The sequence below is a fragment of the Arthrobacter sp. P1_B9 genome, from assembly GCF_056406495.1.
Genome location: NZ_JBFUAA010000003.1, coordinates 218,364 through 234,869, shown reverse-complemented (window position 1 = coordinate 234,869; position 16,506 = coordinate 218,364). Strand labels below are relative to the sequence as shown.

Below are 16,506 nucleotides of genomic sequence, written 5' to 3'. Positions count from 1 at the left end.
CAATGAACACACCGGGCTTCCTCTGTCAGGAAAGAGGGCCGGACGTCAGGCTACGTTGTTGGTGTAGTCGAGGTCCCGGGTTTCCTTGCTCACGAACAGGGCGATCAGCGTCAGCACCGCCATGGCGGCGAGGTAGACACCCACCAGCACGGTGCTGCCACCGGCCAGTTCCCAGAGCCAGACGGCGATGAACGGAGCCACGGCAGCGCCCAGGATGCTGGAGACGTTGTAGCTGATGGCGGAGCCGGTGTAGCGGACATTGCCCGGGAACAACTCCGGCAGGAGCGCACCCATGGGACCGAACGTCAGGCCCATGAGCGAGAAGCCGATGATCAGCAATGCCATGGCGCCCACGAATCCGGCGCTGAACAGCGGAACGAACAGCAGGCCGAAGGCGAGGATGCCGAAAGTTACAACAATCAGCATCTTGCGGCGGCCGAATTTTTCGGCCAGCGGGCCGGAGACCAGCGTGAAGATACCGAAGAATACGACACCGGCGATCAGCATCCAGAGGAAATCGTTCCGGCTGTAGCCCAGGCCCGGGACGAACGCAGCGGCAGCGGCCTCGGTCATCGGCTTGCCGGCCTTTTCGGCGGCGGCCTTCGCCGTGTCCAGGCTGGACGCCCGGGTGCCGTAGGTCAGCGTGAACGTGGTCATCAGGTAGAAGAGCACGTAGGTGGCGAGCATGATGAACGTGCCCAGGATCAGCGGGCGCCAGCTGGTCTTGAAGACCCGTGCCAGCGGCAGCTTGGCAACCTCATTGGATTCGAGGACCTTGGTGAAAGCGGGGGTTTCGATCAGCTTGAGCCGAACATAGAGGCCGATGATGACCATGACGGCACTAAGCAGGAACGGCACCCGCCAACCCCATTCCATGAAGGCCTCCGGCGTCAGGGTGTAGCTGAAGACCAGGAAGATCACGTTGGCGATGATGAAGCCGATCGGGGCCCCCAGTTGCGGGAACGTGCCGTAGATGGCCCGCTTGTTCGACGGGGCGTTTTCGGTCGCCAGCAGCGCCGCACCGCTCCATTCGCCGCCGAGGGCCAGGCCCTGGCAGAAGCGCAGGACCACGAGGAGTGCCGGGGCCAGGAAGGTCCAGCCAGGGACGGTTGCCGTCGGCAGGCAGCCGATCAGGAAGGTGGCAATGCCCATGGTCAGCAGCGAGGCCACGAGCGTGCCCTTGCGGCCGAACTTGTCACCGAAGTGGCCGAAGATGACCGAGCCGAGCGGGCGGGCGATGAAGGCGACGCCGAACACGGCGAAGGATGCCAGCAGCTGGGTCGTCTCGTTCTGCCCGGGGAAGAAGAGCTTCGGGAAAACGAGCACGGCCGCAGTGGCGTAAACGTAGAAGTCATAGAACTCGACGGTGGTACCGATCAGACTGGCGACAATCACGCGGCCGCGCGAATTCACCTGCTTGGTGGACCCATGCTCCGCGGAGGTGGCAGTGGATGACATGTAGTAACGCTTTCATGAAGACCGGTCGGATATTTCCCCAAGAGCCCGATGCCCGGGACCGCCGGCTAGGGATTCGTATACGTCTGATAATAGTTCCCACCGTCCAGTCAATGGACAAATAGTCCGCTATTTGGACTTCGTGTCGTTGTCTCACGTGGTGGTCGTCACACCTATTCTCACACCGTCATAAAAGCCCCGATAGGCAAAAGTCACAGCGCGTTAATAAACCGCGTCCGTCCCGGAAACGCGGCGTCCCTACCTTTGAAGGACATCACCCCCCCAAGGAGGTCTCCCAAGTGACTGCTGAACGCACCGCCGAAATCGGCACCGCAGAGGTCGGCGCCGCCAGTACCGGCGGCACCCTTACCCTCGACCACCGGCCCGGCCGCTGGATCGCCAACTGGGATGCGGAAAACAAGGAGCAGTGGGAGTCGGCCGGCCGCTCGATCGCCCGGCGCAACCTGAACTGGTCCATCTTCGCCGAGTTCCTGGGCTTCGTGGTCTGGCAGCTGTGGTCGATCGTGGTGGTCCAGCTTCCCTCCGCCGGCTTCAAATTCTCTACCAACGAGATCTTCTGGCTGATCTCCATGCCAAGCCTCGTCGGCGCCACGCTCCGGATCCCCTACACGTTCATGGTTCCCCGCTTCGGCGGCCGCAACTGGACCATCGTGTCCGCCCTGTTGCTGCTGATCCCCACGATCGGCCTGGGCCTGTGCGTCGCCAACCCGGCCACCCCGTTCGGCGTCATGCTGTTCGTGGCCGCGCTGGCCGGCTTCGGCGGCGGCAACTTCGCCAGCTCGATGGCGAACATCACCTTCTTCTACCCCGCACGGGAAAAGGGCTGGGCCCTGGGCCTGAACGCCGCCGGCGGAAACCTCGGTGCCGCCGTCGCACAGCTGGCCGTGCCGATCGCCATCACCCTGCTGGCAGCCGGCACCGTGAACCTGCCCGTCGCAGGGTTCATGTGGGTTCCGCTGATCCTGCTGGCAGCCTTTGGTGCCTGGAAGTACATGAACAACCTCACCAGCGCCAAGGGCGACGTCGCAGGTTCGCTGGCCGCGGTCAAAGAGCCGCACCTGTGGATCATGGCGCTGCTGTACATCGGCACCTTCGGCTCCTTCATCGGCTTCGCCGGCGTCTTCCCCAAGCTCATCAAGGACTACTTCCCGGCATTTTCCTCCATCTCCGTCGGCACCGTGGCCCTGTCCCTGGCCTTCCTCGGCCCGCTGGTCGGCTCCCTGGCCCGCCCGTACGGCGGACGCATGGCAGACCGGATGGGCGGGGCCCGCATGACCGTCGCCGCCTTCGCCGCCATGGCCGTCATCACCCTCACCATGCTCTGGACCCTGCCGCTGAAGAACTTCTGGCTCTTCCTCTTCCTGTTCCTGCTCCTCTTCACTGCCAGCGGCTTCGGAAACGGCGCCACCTACCGCATGATCCCGATCATCTTCGCCACCTCCAGCCGGGCCGCCCGCGCCGGGGCCAGCACGCACACCACCCAGCGGCTCGCGTCCTCGGCCCTCGGCCTGATCTCGGCCATCGGCGCCTACGGCGGATTCATCATCCCCCAGGTCCTCAACGCCTCCAACACCGCCAGCGGTTCCTACACCTCGGCGTTCTACGGCTTCGTGGGGGCCTACGTGCTGATGCTGGTGGTCTGCTGGTTCTGCTACATCCGCAACGCCAACCGAAATGCGATGGGACACGTCTAACATGACCAAAAGCGCCGACACGCACTGCCCTTACTGCGCTCTGCAGTGCGCCATGACGCTCACATCTCCAGCGGCTCTGACCCCGGCTGTCCAGCCGGGGTCAGACCCCGTAGACGCTGCACCGGGCCCCGCCACTACCCCAACGACCGCGCCGCTCCTGACAGTCGCCGGACGGGACTTCCCCACCAACCGCGGCGGCTTGTGCCGCAAGGGCTGGACCTCCGCCTCGTTGCTGGACCACCCGGGCCGCGTCACGGAGCCCCTACTGAAGGGCGCCGACGGCGTCCACCACCCGGTCAGCTGGGACGAGGCCCTCATGCGGATCGTCTCCGCCGTAAAGCAGGCCCGCCTCGAGCACGGGGCTGACGCCGTCGGCGTGTTTGGCGGCGGCGGCCTCACCAATGAGAAGGCCTACCAGCTGGGCAAGTTCGCCAGGCTGGCTTTGGGCACCTCACGGATCGACTACAACGGGCGGTTCTGCATGTCCTCGGCCGCCGCGGCCGGCATGCGCGCCTTCGGCCTGGACCGCGGGCTCCCGTTCCCGCTCGCGGACCTCGACACCGCCAGCACCATCCTGATGCTCGGCTCCAACGTTGCCGAGACCATGCCGCCCTTCGTCCAGCACCTCCAGGGGGCGCGCGACGCCGGCGGCCTGATCGTCGTCGACCCCCGGCGCTCCGCCACCGCCGCCTTCACCTCCGACGGCGGCGGGCTGCACCTGCAGCCGTTGCCCGGCACCGACCTCGCCCTGCTCCTGGGCATCTCCCACGCGGTGATCCACGAGGGCCTCGCCGACGCGGGATTCATCGCGGACCGGACCACGGGTTATGACGCCGCGGTCCGCAGCGTCGCCAGCTTCTGGCCCGAACGGGTCCAGTCGATCACCGGCGTCCCCGCCGGGCTGATCCGTGAAACCGCCCGGCGGCTGGCCGACGGCGCCGGCAAGGGCGGCAGCTACATCCTCACCGGCCGCGGCGTCGAACAGCACGTGGACGGCACTGACACCGCCACGGCCGCCATTAACCTCTCCCTCCTGCTTGGCCTGCCGGGCTCCGCGCGCAGCGGCTACGGCACGCTCACCGGCCAGGGCAACGGCCAGGGCGGCCGCGAACACGGCCAGAAGGCGGACCAGCTCCCCGGCTACCGGAAGATCACCGATCCCGCCGCCCGCGCCCACATGGCCAGGGTCTGGGGCGTGCCCGAACCCCTGATTCCCGGCCCCGGCCTTCCCGCCATCGAACTCCTCAAGTCGCTGGGACAGCCAAACGGCGTCCGCTGCCTCTTCGTGCACGGCGCCAACGTGGCGGTGTCCGCGCCGGATGCGAATGCCGTGATCGCGGGCCTGCGCAGCCTGGACTTCCTGGTGGTGTGCGACTTCTTCCTCTCCGAGACCGCCGCCGAGGCGGACCTGGTCCTGCCGGTGACCCAGTGGGCCGAAGAGGAAGGAACCCTCACCAACCTCGAGGGCCGTGTGCTCCGCCGCCGCCGGGCCCTCACTCCCCCGCCCGGTGTCCGCAGCGAGCTGTGGATCATGACCCGGCTGGCCGAAATGCTGCACGCGCCCTCCACCTTCAGCGAGGATCCGGAAACAGTGTTCGAGGAGCTCCGGCTCGCGTCCTCCGGCGGCCTGGCCGACTACTCCGGGATCGACTACGCCATGCTCGACCGCGGCGAGGCCGCCTACTGGCCCTACCCCGCCGGGAGCGCGGGCACGCCGCGGCTCTTCCTGGACGCCTTCGCCCATGCGGGCGGCCGGGCAGTGTTCACGCCGGTGACGCCCCGGCGTCGTTCTTCTTCTGCGGGCGTCCCGTCCGCGGCGGACCGCCGGGCGGACCAGCGGGACGACCGAGCCGGCGACGATCGTCCCGGCACGCCGATGACCCTCATTACCGGCCGCCTGATGGAGCACTACCAGTCCGGCGCGCAGACCCGCCGGGTGGCAGCCCTGGCCGAGGCACAGCCGGAGGCGCGGCTCCAGCTCCACCCCGCCGCGGCTGCCGCCCAGGGCATCGCCGACGGCGACTACGTCTCGATTTCCAACGAACGCGGCGTGGTCAGCTGCCGCGCCGAGCTGACCACAGATATCCGCCCGGAGACGGTGTTCCTGCCGTTCCACTTCCCGGAGCTCGAGAGCGCCAACCGGCTCACGGAGGCGGCCACGGACCCCATTTCCGGGATGCCCGAGTTCAAGACCAGCAAAGTGTGGATCCGCCCGGCAGCTTCCCTGGATGCCCTGGCCGGCAAGCACAGCGGCGTTCCAGCCCGCGTTCTTCAAGCAGAGGAGACCTCATGACTGAGCGGATTGTGGTGGTGGGCTTCGGGCCCGTCGCCGCGAGGCTGATCGACGAGCTGCTGCCGGCCGTGCGCAGCGGCATCGCACACCTGACCGTGGTCGGCGAAGAGTCCGAGGCGGCGTACAACCGAGTGCTGGTGGCGGATCTTGGCGTCGGCCGGACGACGCCGGCCGCGCTCGCCCTCGCGGACGCGGCGGCACTGGTGGCCGACGGCGTCGATGTCCGGCTGGGCGTCCGCGTCCGCCGCGTGGACCGCGCCCGGCAGCAGGTCTTGTTGAGCGACGGCACCTCCCCCGGCTACGAGCGGCTCGTCTTCGCCACCGGTTCACGGCCGGTCATCCCCAACCTGACCGGGCTCAATCCGGACCCGGCCGCGCCGGTGCTGCCGCCGGGCGTGACCGCCCTGCGCGATCTCCGCGACGCGTCCGTGCTGCACTCTGCCGTGGCCGGCGGCAAGCGCGTGGTGGTCCTGGGCGGCGGTGTGCTGGGCCTGGAGACGGCCCTCGCCGCGGCCGAGGAAGGCGCCACGGTGACCGTGGTGCACAACGGCCCGCATCCCTTGGGCCGGAACATCGACCGCGGCGGCGGCGCCGTGCTCGCGGCGTCCCTGCGGAACTGCGGCGTGCGGGTGGCCGGCAACGCCCGCTCGGTCGGCGTCGAACACAACGCGCCCGACGGCGGTTTCTCCGCCTTGTTGCTGGATGACGGCTCCGCGATCGACGGCGACCTCCTGGTCCTCTCCTGCGGTGTCCGGCCGCGGACCGAACTGGCGGAGGGCTGCGGGCTCTCCACCGGTGCCGGGATCCTGGTGGACCACAAGCTCCGCGCCCACCACGAGCCCCACATCTTCGCGATCGGCGACTGCGCCGAGGTCCGCTGCCCGGACCCCGAATGCGTTCAGTGCCGGACTGCGAGGGGACCCTCCGGGCTGGTCGGCCCGGGCTGGCGGCAGGCCGAATGGCTCGCCGACTATCTGACCCTGCTGGCGTCCGGGCCCGAGGCGGAGGCCGAAGCTTTGCCGTCCCTGCCGGCGGAACTGCCGGGCGTGATCGTGCTCAAGGCCCGCGGCATGAACATGGCCGTGGCCGGGGACGTGTCCGCAGATCCCTGGGACGAGGAAGCCTTGAACTCAGGGGCCGTGAACGGCCGGCCCCGGCTGCAGATCGCCCAGTGGGCCGATCCCGAGCACGGCCGCTACGTCAAGATGACCACCCGCGCCGGCGTGCTGGAAGGGCTCGTGGCCGTGGGCATGCCGCGAACCTCGGCCGAGCTGGTGCAGCTCTTCGAACGCGGCGCGGAACTGCCCGCCGACAGGTCACTGCTGCTGCGCCTGGACGGGCCGGACCAGATCGCTTCCGCGGGTGCCGCCGACCCCGCCCGGACCGTCTGCCGGTGCGCCGGCGTCAGCGGCACGGCGATTGCTACGGCCGTGTCCGAGGGCTGCGGAACGGTGCCCGAGGTATCGGCGTCCACCCGCGCCGGCACGGGCTGCGGCGGCTGCCACGAGGACATCAAGGGCATCATCGAGGCCCACTTTCAGGGGGCGGCTGCCTGATCATCCGGCCACTGCTGCGCCCCAACACCGACGAAGGCCGTCAGCATCTTGTGTCTGGCGTCCGCCCGACAATGCGACACATGTCGCAACGATGGCCGCGGTAGTCGATCTCGGCGATGATGGTCCGGTGAACAGCGCTGAGGAATCAATTTTAAAGATCGTGACGGTACCGGACTCCGCAGATGCTCGGTTGTTCGTCGAGTTGTCGAGCTACGGGGCGGATCTTGCTGAAGCTCGCCATGCGCTCGATCTCGCGATCAAGTCCCGTGGGGAGGGCTCTCAGCTCGAGGACGCGGGCGCCTATCTGATCGCCTTCGCCGTCGTCGCATACTGCCGCACCTACTTCCACTCGAACGTGCGCAAGCCACTGACCGACCACATCGCCATCCCCGATGAGCTCTTAGACATTCACCAGCTGGTGGGGGCATTCAGGAACACCACGATTGCGCACTCGCAATCAAACGTGGCGACAACTTTTCCGGTGGGTGTCCTCGATGCCTCAACCCTTCGAGTGCGGGATGTGTCGGCAATGACCGCGTCGCAGACGCTGCCGCCTCCGCTCGTGGAGCTTTTCCGCGAACTCGTCGAAACAGTGGACGATCGCCTCTTCGAGGTGACCGAGGCAGTCCGGCAGAGGCTGGCCGAGCAGTTGAGCAGGGCCGACCTTGCGAGGATGGTTGACGAGGGCGGCCAGCTAAAGATAGTCGACGCCACGGACGAGGACTTCACCCCACGAACGAGGCGGCGTCCTTATCCCGCCTCACACACGTGGTACTGGTCGGCAACGTCGCAGACGGGCGACTGACTCCGCGTGCGCAACAACAATGTTGCCGGTACCAGGTGTGGGTCGTACGTTTACCACCTACAGCTAATCGGGCGTGTGGTCGGCAAGGTCGAACAAGCCTGAGGCCCAGTTCAGAAACGTTGCCCGCGTATCGGTGAACGGGCAGCCGTGTTGGGCGTGGCGGCGAACTATATCCGCGGGGTTTCCGCCATCGGTGCCCGCGAGGCACAGCTGGACCGGGCCATGGTTCCGGCGCCCCGGAATACGCTCTCCGCCGGACACCGATGCGGCCCCGCTACCCCTTTTAGACCCCGGGCCGGCGGGGTTTACTGCGCTGCGTTGTCGAAATTCTTCTGCCACTGGGCATGCTCGCGGGCGGCATCCAGCCGGCGGCTGGCAGTCCACCTGGGCAGATAGTCGGGCCGTGGCAACTCGAGGGCAGGCCTGGGCTTGGCCGCTGGCCGGGTCTGGATGGACTTGGCAACAGGGCGAGCCTGGACGGGCCTGGCCACAGGCCGGGTCTGAACGTGCTCCCGGCGGTAGTTCGGCTTGGGGTCGGCGATCGTCCAATTGATCAAGGTGCGCATGATCAGCACGAGCACCCACAGGCCGATCCCAGCCACGATGTATTGCCAAAACAAGACCAGCAGCAAAATGGCTACTAGCACGAATAGGAACATGACGCCATTATGCATTTTCGACGCACCAGGAGGTAGAGGTCTTTTTTCCTGATCGCCCCGCAGGTGAGTTGTCGTCCTCATGGTCATCACAATGTCGGGCCGGATGATGAGAAGGAACTGAGGAGAGGCCCGACCACCGTGAGTGCTCTGGCGTGGACCCTCCGCTTGGGGTACGCCGCCTACCAAACCACACCGGAACGAACACATACAGGGCAGCCCGGACATAGTCAGCGTGGGAATATCGATCGCTACTTCGAAGCGGTCATGCTCTACCAATGCAATCCCCGTCCTGGTCTTGACGTCGTGCGTGAATTGGGGAGCCCGGACCTTGTTGAAACGCAGTGCACCAACCTCCCGCCAGCTGTAACCGCACGTCGGGCAAGTCCGAGTCCGAGTCCGGCCATTGTCAGTCAGACGCACGCTTGCGACACTTGGGGGCTTAGAAGGACGAAGGTCTCACCTGTTTTCCCTACCGGCGAACAGAACTCCTGTTCGTGCGACAACGGTACGGGCAGTGGCACTGCCGGTGGGAAGCGGCATGCTTCGTTATCCGGCGCTACTTGGATTAAACTGGGGGCATTAAACCCCTTCGAGGACTGGTTGCCCGTGGAGACAGTATTCTTCCTGGTCGTAATTCTCATCGCAGTGTGGATCCTGCTCGGCCTCTTGCTGAGACTCAAGAAGAGAACCCACCGCAAGGGCTCCAATTACTACGTGCCCACCTTCAAGGCCAACTTCGACACATGGGAGAGTAAATGGACCATGGACCGAAAGCTGCAGGAGAGGTGGGATAAGGCACGGTGGCAGCAGGAGTTTAACCGTCCGTAACTTTGGAGCAGGCGGTCACCATTCCCCCGAAGAGGAACATTAAAGCCGCGGATGCTGTGAAGCGCATTCATGACCGCACGGGTCACCCTGCGGACGAGGTGCATCCCATTCCCCTCTCGGTATAGTGCGTCCGGCCACCCCGGACTGCGGGGCAGGCCAAGTTGCCACATACGGTTCGGCTGTCCCACGCCATCTGGGTTGAACAATAATCGGGAAGCCCGGAGTTCAGGGCACTCAGCAACTCCACTAGCTCCGAAGCGGGCCTTTCTCCCCTTGGCACGGCCGAGGGGCGGGGCTGCAATGAACGTAGGTTCCGTTCAGCCGCAGGAGGCATCCCATGAACGTCCCGGTCATTTTGGCGCTCGGCGCGATCATTGTGTTCGCCGTCGTGATGGGCGTTGTCATGTCGCGCGAAAAGGATCCGCAACGTCGGGCGGCCGCGCTGACGCGCACGGGAGCGGCCGTCATGGCGGCGTTCACCATCATCGGGGGAATCTTCATCGGCGGCTTCGCGATGCAGGACCCGGGCGGATCATCCGGAACGCTGATCACGCTCGCCTGGGTGGTTCCGATGCTCATCCTCGCGGTCTCGGCCTGGTTCTGGCCGGCGGCAACCGCTCCCCTGCTGCTCGCCCTCGCCTCGGCCTTCATTGCCGCGTGCGTGTGGCTCGCCTTCGACCCCGCTGCCCTCAGCGCCTTCCTCAACGACAACGGCCCCCTCATCGCCGTCAGCGTTCTCGCGCTGGCGTTCCCGGCCGCAATCCTCGGCCTGAAAGTTACCGCACTGGCCGGCTGGCTGTTAGTGGGCTTGGGGGTGTTGCCGCTGTTGATCACGATCATCGGAAGGTCGGGTGCGGTCGGATCGCTGATCGCGGCCAGCCTGGTTCCCCTGGCCTGCGGGATCGCCTATCTGCTGTCCGTCCGGATGGCCAGGGCGGGTTCGACGTCGGGAACCATCCACCCCGCGGCCGCCTAAGGCTGCCGCACCGCCGCCAAACCCGGCCGCGTAACGCAAATCGGGCCGCGGGCCAACGGCGGGTAGCATCGGGGCCATGAGCGCCGACGACGACGACATCACCGAAGAACTGCTGGCCGACGCCCGGAAGCTGACCGGGTTGAGCCTGGAACTGCTTGGGCTCGACCCCCACCCGGACGACATGACAGCCGAGCAGCGGCTCCAGTTTGATCCCGAGGACCTGGCCGAAATGGCCTCCGTCTCCTCCGAAGACCGGCGCAAAGCCGTGGGCCAGACCCGTCTGCTGGCCGGACTCCTGTGGAACTCGTCCAGCATTCTGATCGACCAGTTGTTCCGCGATCTCGGAACGCTCAGCACGCTGGATGTTCTCACGCCGGCCGACATCGCCGGGACCTCCGTCCTGTCCTCGCTGCCGCCACAGTTCGCCGCCAGCTACGACGCGAAGTTCACCCAGAAGTTCATCGTGGTCGCGGCCGACGTCACCGCGTCGCTGGTCCGGGGCTGGACCGCCCCCGGCTGCCTTGCAGCGGAACTAGCCGTCCGCTGCCTGCTCGATCAGGCGGAAATCACCGAGGACATCTACGAACTGGATCTTCCGGAGGACTGGCGGGCCGACGTCGAGGAAGTCCTGTTGGAGGATGCCGACAGTGACGCGCTCTACTCCGACAACCTTGACGTTCTCGAGGACGACGCCGCAAGTCTGGATTTCGAGCAGTGGTTCATACCCTTCACCCCCGGCGACACGGTTCCGCCGTACGCCTACTCCTGAGCCCTACGGCTGGGCGGGCGGCTCGGCGAACCGGGCCAGGAAGTCCTCCGTGAAGCGCCGGACGCCGTCCCACTCGGTGTACACGTAATCACGGGACGTGTCCGTGTCCGAGGATCCTTTGTCGCTGGCGATCTTCTTCATGACGTGCTTCTTGATGAACCCGTAGTGGGTATAGAGCACGGCGCCGGCGAACAACCCGACGTGGGCGGGCCGCCAGCCCGTGTCCTGCTCGAACTTCTCCACGTAGCCCTCCGCGGTCTGCTCGTCTCCGTGTGCGGCCATGCTCACCGAAACCAGGGCCGACGGCAAGCGTTCGAGCTCACCGCGGTTCTTCTTAACGAAGTCTGCGACGTACCCCTCGTGTTTTCCCACGTGCACGGAGGCCGCCACGATCACGCCGTCATAGCCGCCCGGAAGAGGGTCCGGGGAATGCTTGAGGTCCGCCGTCTCCGCCTGGTGCCCGTTCGCCCGGACCACCTCGGCGATGTACTCCACGATCTGCGCGGTTTGTCCTTCGACGGTCCCGTAGGGGATATAGATTTTGGCCATGTGCCAAGTTGACCTCGCCCGGCTGTGACGCACTACGGCCGAAGGTCCCGCGGGCGGCGACGCACGGCCCTCTTGACGCCCGCACTCTTGACGGCGGCGGCCTACCGACATGAGATGGACGAAGGCCCGGTGCGGTTCTGTTTCGACCGGCCGGTACACAAGCAGAACCCTCGATGAAAGGACGCAACATGTCCCTGCTCGACTCCGCCCTCTGGGACGGCAAGATCTACCTCAGCGGCTGGCGGCCCGGGCGCGGCGGGACCGGTGACGCCGTCGAACCAGCCACCGGAGAAACGCTGGGCCGCTATGGCGTGGCCTCCGTGGAGGATGTCCGCGAAGCCGCCGCGGTAGCCGCGAAAGCGCAAAAGGACTGGGCCGCCCGCAACCCGGAAGACCGCGCCGCCGTGCTCCGCCGCGCGGGACAACTCTGGGAGGAACACTCGGCGGAAATCCAGGCCTGGATCGTCCGCGAATCCGGCGGCATCCCGCCCAAAGCCGGGCTGGAAACCCACATCGCGGCCAACGAATGCTACGACGCCTCCGCCCTGCCCTCACTCCCGGCTGGCGACGTGCTGACCTCAAACGAGAGCCGCTGGTCCTTCGCCCGGCGCCGGCCCGTCGGCGTCGTTTCGGTGATTGCACCCTTCAACTTCCCGCTGATCCTCTCCATCCGCGCAGTCGCCCCGGCGCTGGCCCTTGGCAACGCCGTCCTGCTCAAACCGGACCCGCGCACTGCGGTCTGTGGTGGCGTCACCTTGGTCCGGGTGTTCGAGGAGGCGGGTCTTCCGCCCGGCCTGCTCTCCCTGCTGCCCGGCGGCGCCGAGATCGGCTCGGCCGTCGTAGAGGCACCCGAGGTCCGCGTCATCGCCTTCACGGGGTCGACGGCGGCAGGGCGCAAAGTGGGCGAGGCGGCCGGCCGGCTGCTCAAGCGCGCCCACCTGGAACTCGGTGGGAACAACGCAATGATCGTGCTGCCCGGCGTCGACCTCCCCAAAGCTGTCTCCGCCGCCGCGTTTGGCTCCTTCATGCACCAGGGTCAGATCTGCATGGCGTCCGGCCGGCATATCGTGCACGAGGACATCTACGAGGACTACGTCAGCGCCCTGGCGGAAAAGGCCCGCCATCTACCGGTAGGCGACCCAAAGAGCGGAACAGTGGCGCTGGGCCCGGTAATCGACGAGAAGCAGCTCCACCGGGTGGACACGATCGTTCAGGACGCGGTGCAGGGCGGCGCGCGCCTGGCCGCCGGCGGCAGCCACGACGGCCGCTTCTACCAGCCCACCGTGCTCGCCGACCTCGACCTCGCCAGCCCTGCGTGGAAGGACGAAATCTTCGGCCCCGTGGCGCCGGTGATGAAGTTCTCCACCGTGGACGAGGCCGTGGCCCTGGCCAACGACAACGAATACGGGCTCTCCATCGGGATTCTTGGCGACGTCGGCATGGCCATGACGATCGCCGACCGGCTCGACTCCGGCAAGGTCCACATCAACGAACAGACCGTATCCGACGAGGCCAACTCGCCCTTCGGCGGGGTCAAGAACTCGGGCAACGGCTCGCGGATCGGCGGCCATCACGCCAACATGGAATCCTTCACGGAAATCCAGTGGCTGACCGTGCGGCCGGACATCGCGCCGTACCCGTTTTAGGCCGGGTAAATGCGGGAGTTCCACGCCGCAGATGGCGCGGAGCCGGACTCCGCGGGCACGATGGCCGGAGCCGGTCCGCCCGTCAGCCCGAAGTGCACCGCCCCCAGCGCCGGGCCGGCTACGGCTCCCTGTGTTCCGGCTGGTCCCGAGGATCCTTCATGCCGCTAAGTTCGAATGCCCGCCTTTCATGAGCTGAACATATCCGGGCCGCTTATCAAGCAGGCCCGGTGGTCCCATTTTCCGCAAACTACGCGCCGAACGTCCCATAAAACAGCACCCTTCCCAGTTAGGTGTTGCGACGTTGACGCGAAACCGCGGCCCCCGCACGGCGGTGCGCCCGACTGCCGAAAACGAAGAATCCCTGCCCGGATTCCCGGCCAGGGATTCTTCGCTCAGCGGAAGCGCACTAGTAGCCGGAGGGCTGGTCGAACCGCTGGCCGGCAGGGTTGGAGGGCAGAATTGTCATCACCAACAGCGCCAGGCCGCCGAGGAACGGCACCAGGACCAGCAGGATCAGCCAGGCGCTCAGGTTCACGTCGTGGAGGCGCCGTGCCAGCAGGGCAACGGACGGAACGATTGTCCCGAGCCCCCAAATGACAGCAAGGATCAAGCCGACAATGGCACCCGGTCCCGTCACGGCGGTTCCGGACGCATTAGTCGTCGTGCCGGTGCTGGTGATGATGTTGATGACTATCCCGACGATGAGGGACACCAGTGCCCACCACCAGTACTCACTGCGGCTTGCCCGGCCGGAGAAGATGGCGTATTTCTTGAAGAATCGCTGGACGGCCTGCTTGAGGGTAGCCCCATAGAGCGGCGCCCAAAGCGGAGTCTCTCCGGTCTGGGGCGGAAATGCATTCGGTTGCTGCGGATAACTCATGTAGTCCCCTTGAATGAGTGCGAATGACGAGATTCATCCTAGGGCCGCCGGCGGACATGAATGCCTGTTGGGCGGCGAGAATTTACACTGCGTTCACCCGCGCATGTGTGCGGCGCAGGAGGCTAGACCCGGATCAGTGGACGCGGAACCTCAGGCGCCGGTCAACCGTCGTGCTTAATCTCCCGGCTCGAACACCGCGGTTCCCATCATCAGGATGCCTCGCCGGGGTATCCAGAAGTCCCCCAACCTGTCCTGGACTGGCAAGGCAGTGGGTTCTCCCAAGTCGCGTCCCTTGAGCACGGCCCGGCTGTCTGCGACGAACCACATGCGCCGAGGGTGGACGGCAAATCGTTGGCCGTTGGGGGCGAGGCCAGTCAGGCCCAGGTGGCCCGCCCCGAGGAGCGGTCCGGCAACGGCACCCATGGCGCGCAGGAACGCCCGGCTGCGCCACAGCCGGTCCGGAACGGCACCGGACACCACCGTCATGAATCTGGTGATCGTCGTGGAGCGCAGCGTGAGCTGCCAGTGCAGCGCAGCGCCGCCGTCGACGTCGACGTCGACCGTGAAAGCGTGGCTGCCGCTCCACGTGAGGGAAATGCGGGAGGTTGACGCCGAATCGAGGGCGGCGCCGAAGTACCGGGGGCACGAGAGTCCTGGGGCCACGGTGCCATGCATTGACCATGCTCCGGCGGGGTCGCGGATCCAGACCGAGGTGTACCCCGGCCCGATCGATGACCCGGCGAAGCGCCGCAACGCCAGTACGTAGCCTGAACTGAACGGAACCCCGGTGACGCCGAACCCGGTGAAGGATTCTTCTTCCCCCGCGACGTCCCCCGCGGCGCCGTGCGCAGTAGAGCGCGCGGCGGCCCGCTCGGCGGCTTCAACCAGCGCCTGGGGACTCTGCATGGCATCAGCCTCCGGATTGCGGCGGGCCCGCTCTGTAACTCTACGTGCGCAATCTACATGTGGACGTGGAGCCGCCGGGCTGCTTCGGAGATGGAGCCGCTCAGGGACGGGTACACGGTGAAAGTGCTGGCGATGTCGTCGACGTGCAGCTTCTGGGTCACGGCGATCGAGATCGCGAAGATGAGCTCGGAGGCGTTCGGCCCCACCACCACCCCGCCGATCACGGTGCCGGAGCCCTTACGGGCGAAGATCTTGATGAAACCGTCGCGGTGGTTGCGCATCTTGGCGCGGGCGTTGCTGCGCAGCGACAGCTTGATGACGTCGGCCTGGTACTTGCCCGAATCAATCTCGGCCTCGGAGACGCCCACGTTCGCAATCTCGGGCGAGGTGAAGATGTTGGACGCGACCTGGTGCAGCTTAAGGGGCATGACACTGTCGCCCAGGAAGTGCGCGATCGCGATCCGGCCCTGCATCGCGGCGACGGAGGCGAGCGCCAGCACGCCGGTGCAGTCGCCCGCGGCGTAGATGTTCGGCGCAGTGGTGCGCGAGACGCCGTCGACCTTGATGTGGCCGCTCTCGGTCAGCGCGACGCCGGCTTCCTCCAGGCCGATGCCGGCCGTGTTGGGGATGGAGCCGACGCAGACCAGGCAGTGGCTGCCGGTCACCTTCGAACCGTCGCCGAGGGTGACCACGACGCCGTCGTCCGTGCGCTCGACGGTCTCGGCGCGGGCGCGGGAGAGGACCTTAAGCCCGCGGCGTTCGAAGACGCCCTCGAGGACCTCGGCGGCGTCGGTGTCCGAGCCCGGCAGCACGCGGTCGCGGCTGGAAATCAGGGTGACCTTGGAACCCAGGCCGTTGTAGGCCGAGGCGAATTCCGCGCCCGTGACGCCGGAACCCACCACGATCAGCTCTTCGGGGAGCACGTCCATGTTGTAGATCTGGGCCCAGTTGAGGATGCGCTCACCGTCCGGGCGGGCCGTGGGCAGCTCGCGCGGGTGGGCGCCGACCGCCAGCAGGATGGTGTCTGCTTCCACCGTCTCGGTGCCGTTGGCGGTGAGGACCTCGATGGTGTGGTTGTCCAGCAGCCTGCCGGAACCGATCAGGATGCGGACGTTCTGGTGTTCCAGCCCGACTTGGATGTCCTCCGACTGCTTCCGCGCCAGCCGCAGCAGGCGGTCGTTGATGTGCTTGAGGTCCGCGCGCATCGTGGGGGTGCAGTCGCCGCCGTCGAGGTCGAATTTAACCCCGAGCTCGCCGGCCTCGCCGACGCGGGTCATCAGATCTGCCGTCGCGATCAGGGTTTTGGACGGAACGACGTCGGTCAGCACCGCCGAGCCGCCGAGGCCCGCACGCTCGATGATGGTGACCTGCGCCCCCAGCGAGGCGGCGACCATGGCGGCCTCGTAGCCGCCAGGGCCTCCGCCGAGAATTGCGATGCGGGGTGAGCTGAAGTCAGGATGCGTAGTCAC

14 protein-coding genes are annotated in these 16,506 nt (G+C 66.7%); 8 read left to right on the top strand and 6 right to left on the bottom strand.

The genetic code is table 11. The features are described 5' to 3' along the window. Window positions 1-45 precede the first annotated feature (45 nt). Window positions 46-1,458: an MFS transporter gene (locus AC1D1A_RS06015; RefSeq protein WP_476856529.1), complete on the bottom strand. Its 1,413-nt coding sequence runs from the start codon at window positions 1,456-1,458 to the stop codon at window positions 46-48. Between the two features lie 320 nt (window positions 1,459-1,778). On the opposite strand from AC1D1A_RS06015, the gene AC1D1A_RS06010 reads away from it, so the two are divergent. The 4 genes from AC1D1A_RS06010 (at window position 1,779) to AC1D1A_RS05995 (ending at window position 7,824) form a co-directional block, all read left to right on the top strand. Then, window positions 1,779-3,170: an MFS transporter gene (locus tag AC1D1A_RS06010; RefSeq protein WP_476849155.1), complete on the top strand. Its 1,392-nt coding sequence runs from the start codon at window positions 1,779-1,781 to the stop codon at window positions 3,168-3,170. A gap of 1 nt (window position 3,171) precedes the next feature. Next, window positions 3,172-5,463 (top strand): molybdopterin oxidoreductase family protein, encoded by a 2,292-nt coding sequence (locus AC1D1A_RS06005; protein ID WP_476947333.1) that lies wholly within the window; start codon window positions 3,172-3,174, stop codon window positions 5,461-5,463. Continuing rightward, window positions 5,460-7,019 carry an FAD-dependent oxidoreductase gene (locus AC1D1A_RS06000; protein ID WP_230007967.1) on the top strand — a complete coding sequence of 520 codons (1,560 nt, stop codon included), beginning with the start codon at window positions 5,460-5,462 and terminating at the stop codon, window positions 7,017-7,019. The genes AC1D1A_RS06005 and AC1D1A_RS06000 overlap by 4 nt, the downstream gene beginning before the upstream one ends. Window positions 7,020-7,110: 91 nt before the next feature. Next, window positions 7,111-7,824 (top strand): hypothetical protein, encoded by a 714-nt coding sequence (locus AC1D1A_RS05995; RefSeq protein ID WP_476849024.1) that lies wholly within the window; start codon window positions 7,111-7,113, stop codon window positions 7,822-7,824. Between the two features lie 305 nt (window positions 7,825-8,129). On the opposite strand, the gene AC1D1A_RS05990 is transcribed toward AC1D1A_RS05995, so the two are convergent. Next, window positions 8,130-8,483, bottom strand: a complete 354-nt coding sequence (locus AC1D1A_RS05990) for a hypothetical protein (protein WP_476849025.1) — start codon at window positions 8,481-8,483, stop codon at window positions 8,130-8,132. A 606-nt stretch (window positions 8,484-9,089) separates the two neighbouring features. Between AC1D1A_RS05990 and AC1D1A_RS05985 the strand changes: the two genes are divergently transcribed. From AC1D1A_RS05985 to AC1D1A_RS05975, 3 genes are all read left to right on the top strand, one after another. Beyond that, on the top strand, window positions 9,090-9,311 hold the full coding sequence (locus AC1D1A_RS05985; protein WP_230009052.1) for a hypothetical protein: 222 nt from the start codon (window positions 9,090-9,092) through the stop codon (window positions 9,309-9,311). A 337-nt stretch (window positions 9,312-9,648) separates the two neighbouring features. After that, window positions 9,649-10,287, top strand: coding sequence for a hypothetical protein (locus tag AC1D1A_RS05980; protein ID WP_476872726.1), 639 nt, complete (start codon window positions 9,649-9,651; stop codon window positions 10,285-10,287). Between the two features lie 76 nt (window positions 10,288-10,363). Then, a complete protein-coding gene (locus tag AC1D1A_RS05975) occupies window positions 10,364-11,056 on the top strand; it encodes a hypothetical protein (protein ID WP_476849027.1) in 693 nt (230 codons plus the stop codon). Window positions 11,057-11,059: 3 nt separating this feature from the next. Here AC1D1A_RS05975 and AC1D1A_RS05970 read toward each other — a convergent pair whose 3' ends face one another. Next, window positions 11,060-11,605, bottom strand: a complete 546-nt coding sequence (locus AC1D1A_RS05970) for a flavodoxin domain-containing protein (protein WP_476947332.1) — start codon at window positions 11,603-11,605, stop codon at window positions 11,060-11,062. A gap of 188 nt (window positions 11,606-11,793) precedes the next feature. On the opposite strand from AC1D1A_RS05970, the gene AC1D1A_RS05965 reads away from it, so the two are divergent. After that, entirely contained in the window at window positions 11,794-13,251 is a 1,458-nt protein-coding gene (locus AC1D1A_RS05965; RefSeq protein WP_476872725.1) for a benzaldehyde dehydrogenase, read from the top strand. A 406-nt stretch (window positions 13,252-13,657) separates the two neighbouring features. Here the strand turns inward: AC1D1A_RS05965 and AC1D1A_RS05960 are convergent, their stop codons facing one another. The 3 genes from AC1D1A_RS05960 to AC1D1A_RS05950 all read right to left on the bottom strand — a co-directional run bounded on the left by AC1D1A_RS05960 (window position 13,658) and on the right by AC1D1A_RS05950 (window position 16,506). Then, window positions 13,658-14,131 (bottom strand): DUF805 domain-containing protein, encoded by a 474-nt coding sequence (locus AC1D1A_RS05960; protein ID WP_476856537.1) that lies wholly within the window; start codon window positions 14,129-14,131, stop codon window positions 13,658-13,660. Window positions 14,132-14,305: 174 nt separating this feature from the next. Then, window positions 14,306-15,037 (bottom strand): hypothetical protein, encoded by a 732-nt coding sequence (locus tag AC1D1A_RS05955; protein ID WP_476947331.1) that lies wholly within the window; start codon window positions 15,035-15,037, stop codon window positions 14,306-14,308. 53 nt (window positions 15,038-15,090) lie between these two features. Further along, window positions 15,091-16,506, bottom strand: coding sequence for an NAD(P)H-quinone dehydrogenase (locus AC1D1A_RS05950; RefSeq protein ID WP_028278354.1), 1,416 nt, complete (start codon window positions 16,504-16,506; stop codon window positions 15,091-15,093).

What these genes read in the sequence shown, in the direction of transcription:
- AC1D1A_RS05990 (WP_476849025.1), bottom strand. Translation starts at nt 8,483, where the DNA reads ATGTTCCTATTCGTGCTAGTAGCCATTTTGCTGCTGGTCTTGTTTTGG.
- AC1D1A_RS05970 (WP_476947332.1), bottom strand. Translation starts at nt 11,605, where the DNA reads ATGGCCAAAATCTATATCCCCTACGGGACCGTCGAAGGACAAACCGCG.
- AC1D1A_RS06005 (WP_476947333.1), top strand. Translation starts at nt 3,172, where the DNA reads ATGACCAAAAGCGCCGACACGCACTGCCCTTACTGCGCTCTGCAGTGC.
- AC1D1A_RS06000 (WP_230007967.1), top strand. Translation starts at nt 5,460, where the DNA reads ATGACTGAGCGGATTGTGGTGGTGGGCTTCGGGCCCGTCGCCGCGAGG.
- AC1D1A_RS05955 (WP_476947331.1), bottom strand. Translation starts at nt 15,037, where the DNA reads ATGCAGAGTCCCCAGGCGCTGGTTGAAGCCGCCGAGCGGGCCGCCGCG.
- AC1D1A_RS05995 (WP_476849024.1), top strand. Translation starts at nt 7,111, where the DNA reads ATGGCCGCGGTAGTCGATCTCGGCGATGATGGTCCGGTGAACAGCGCT.
- AC1D1A_RS05965 (WP_476872725.1), top strand. Translation starts at nt 11,794, where the DNA reads ATGTCCCTGCTCGACTCCGCCCTCTGGGACGGCAAGATCTACCTCAGC.
- AC1D1A_RS05980 (WP_476872726.1), top strand. Translation starts at nt 9,649, where the DNA reads ATGAACGTCCCGGTCATTTTGGCGCTCGGCGCGATCATTGTGTTCGCC.
- AC1D1A_RS05975 (WP_476849027.1), top strand. Translation starts at nt 10,364, where the DNA reads ATGAGCGCCGACGACGACGACATCACCGAAGAACTGCTGGCCGACGCC.
- AC1D1A_RS06015 (WP_476856529.1), bottom strand. Translation starts at nt 1,458, where the DNA reads ATGTCATCCACTGCCACCTCCGCGGAGCATGGGTCCACCAAGCAGGTG.
- AC1D1A_RS05960 (WP_476856537.1), bottom strand. Translation starts at nt 14,131, where the DNA reads ATGAGTTATCCGCAGCAACCGAATGCATTTCCGCCCCAGACCGGAGAG.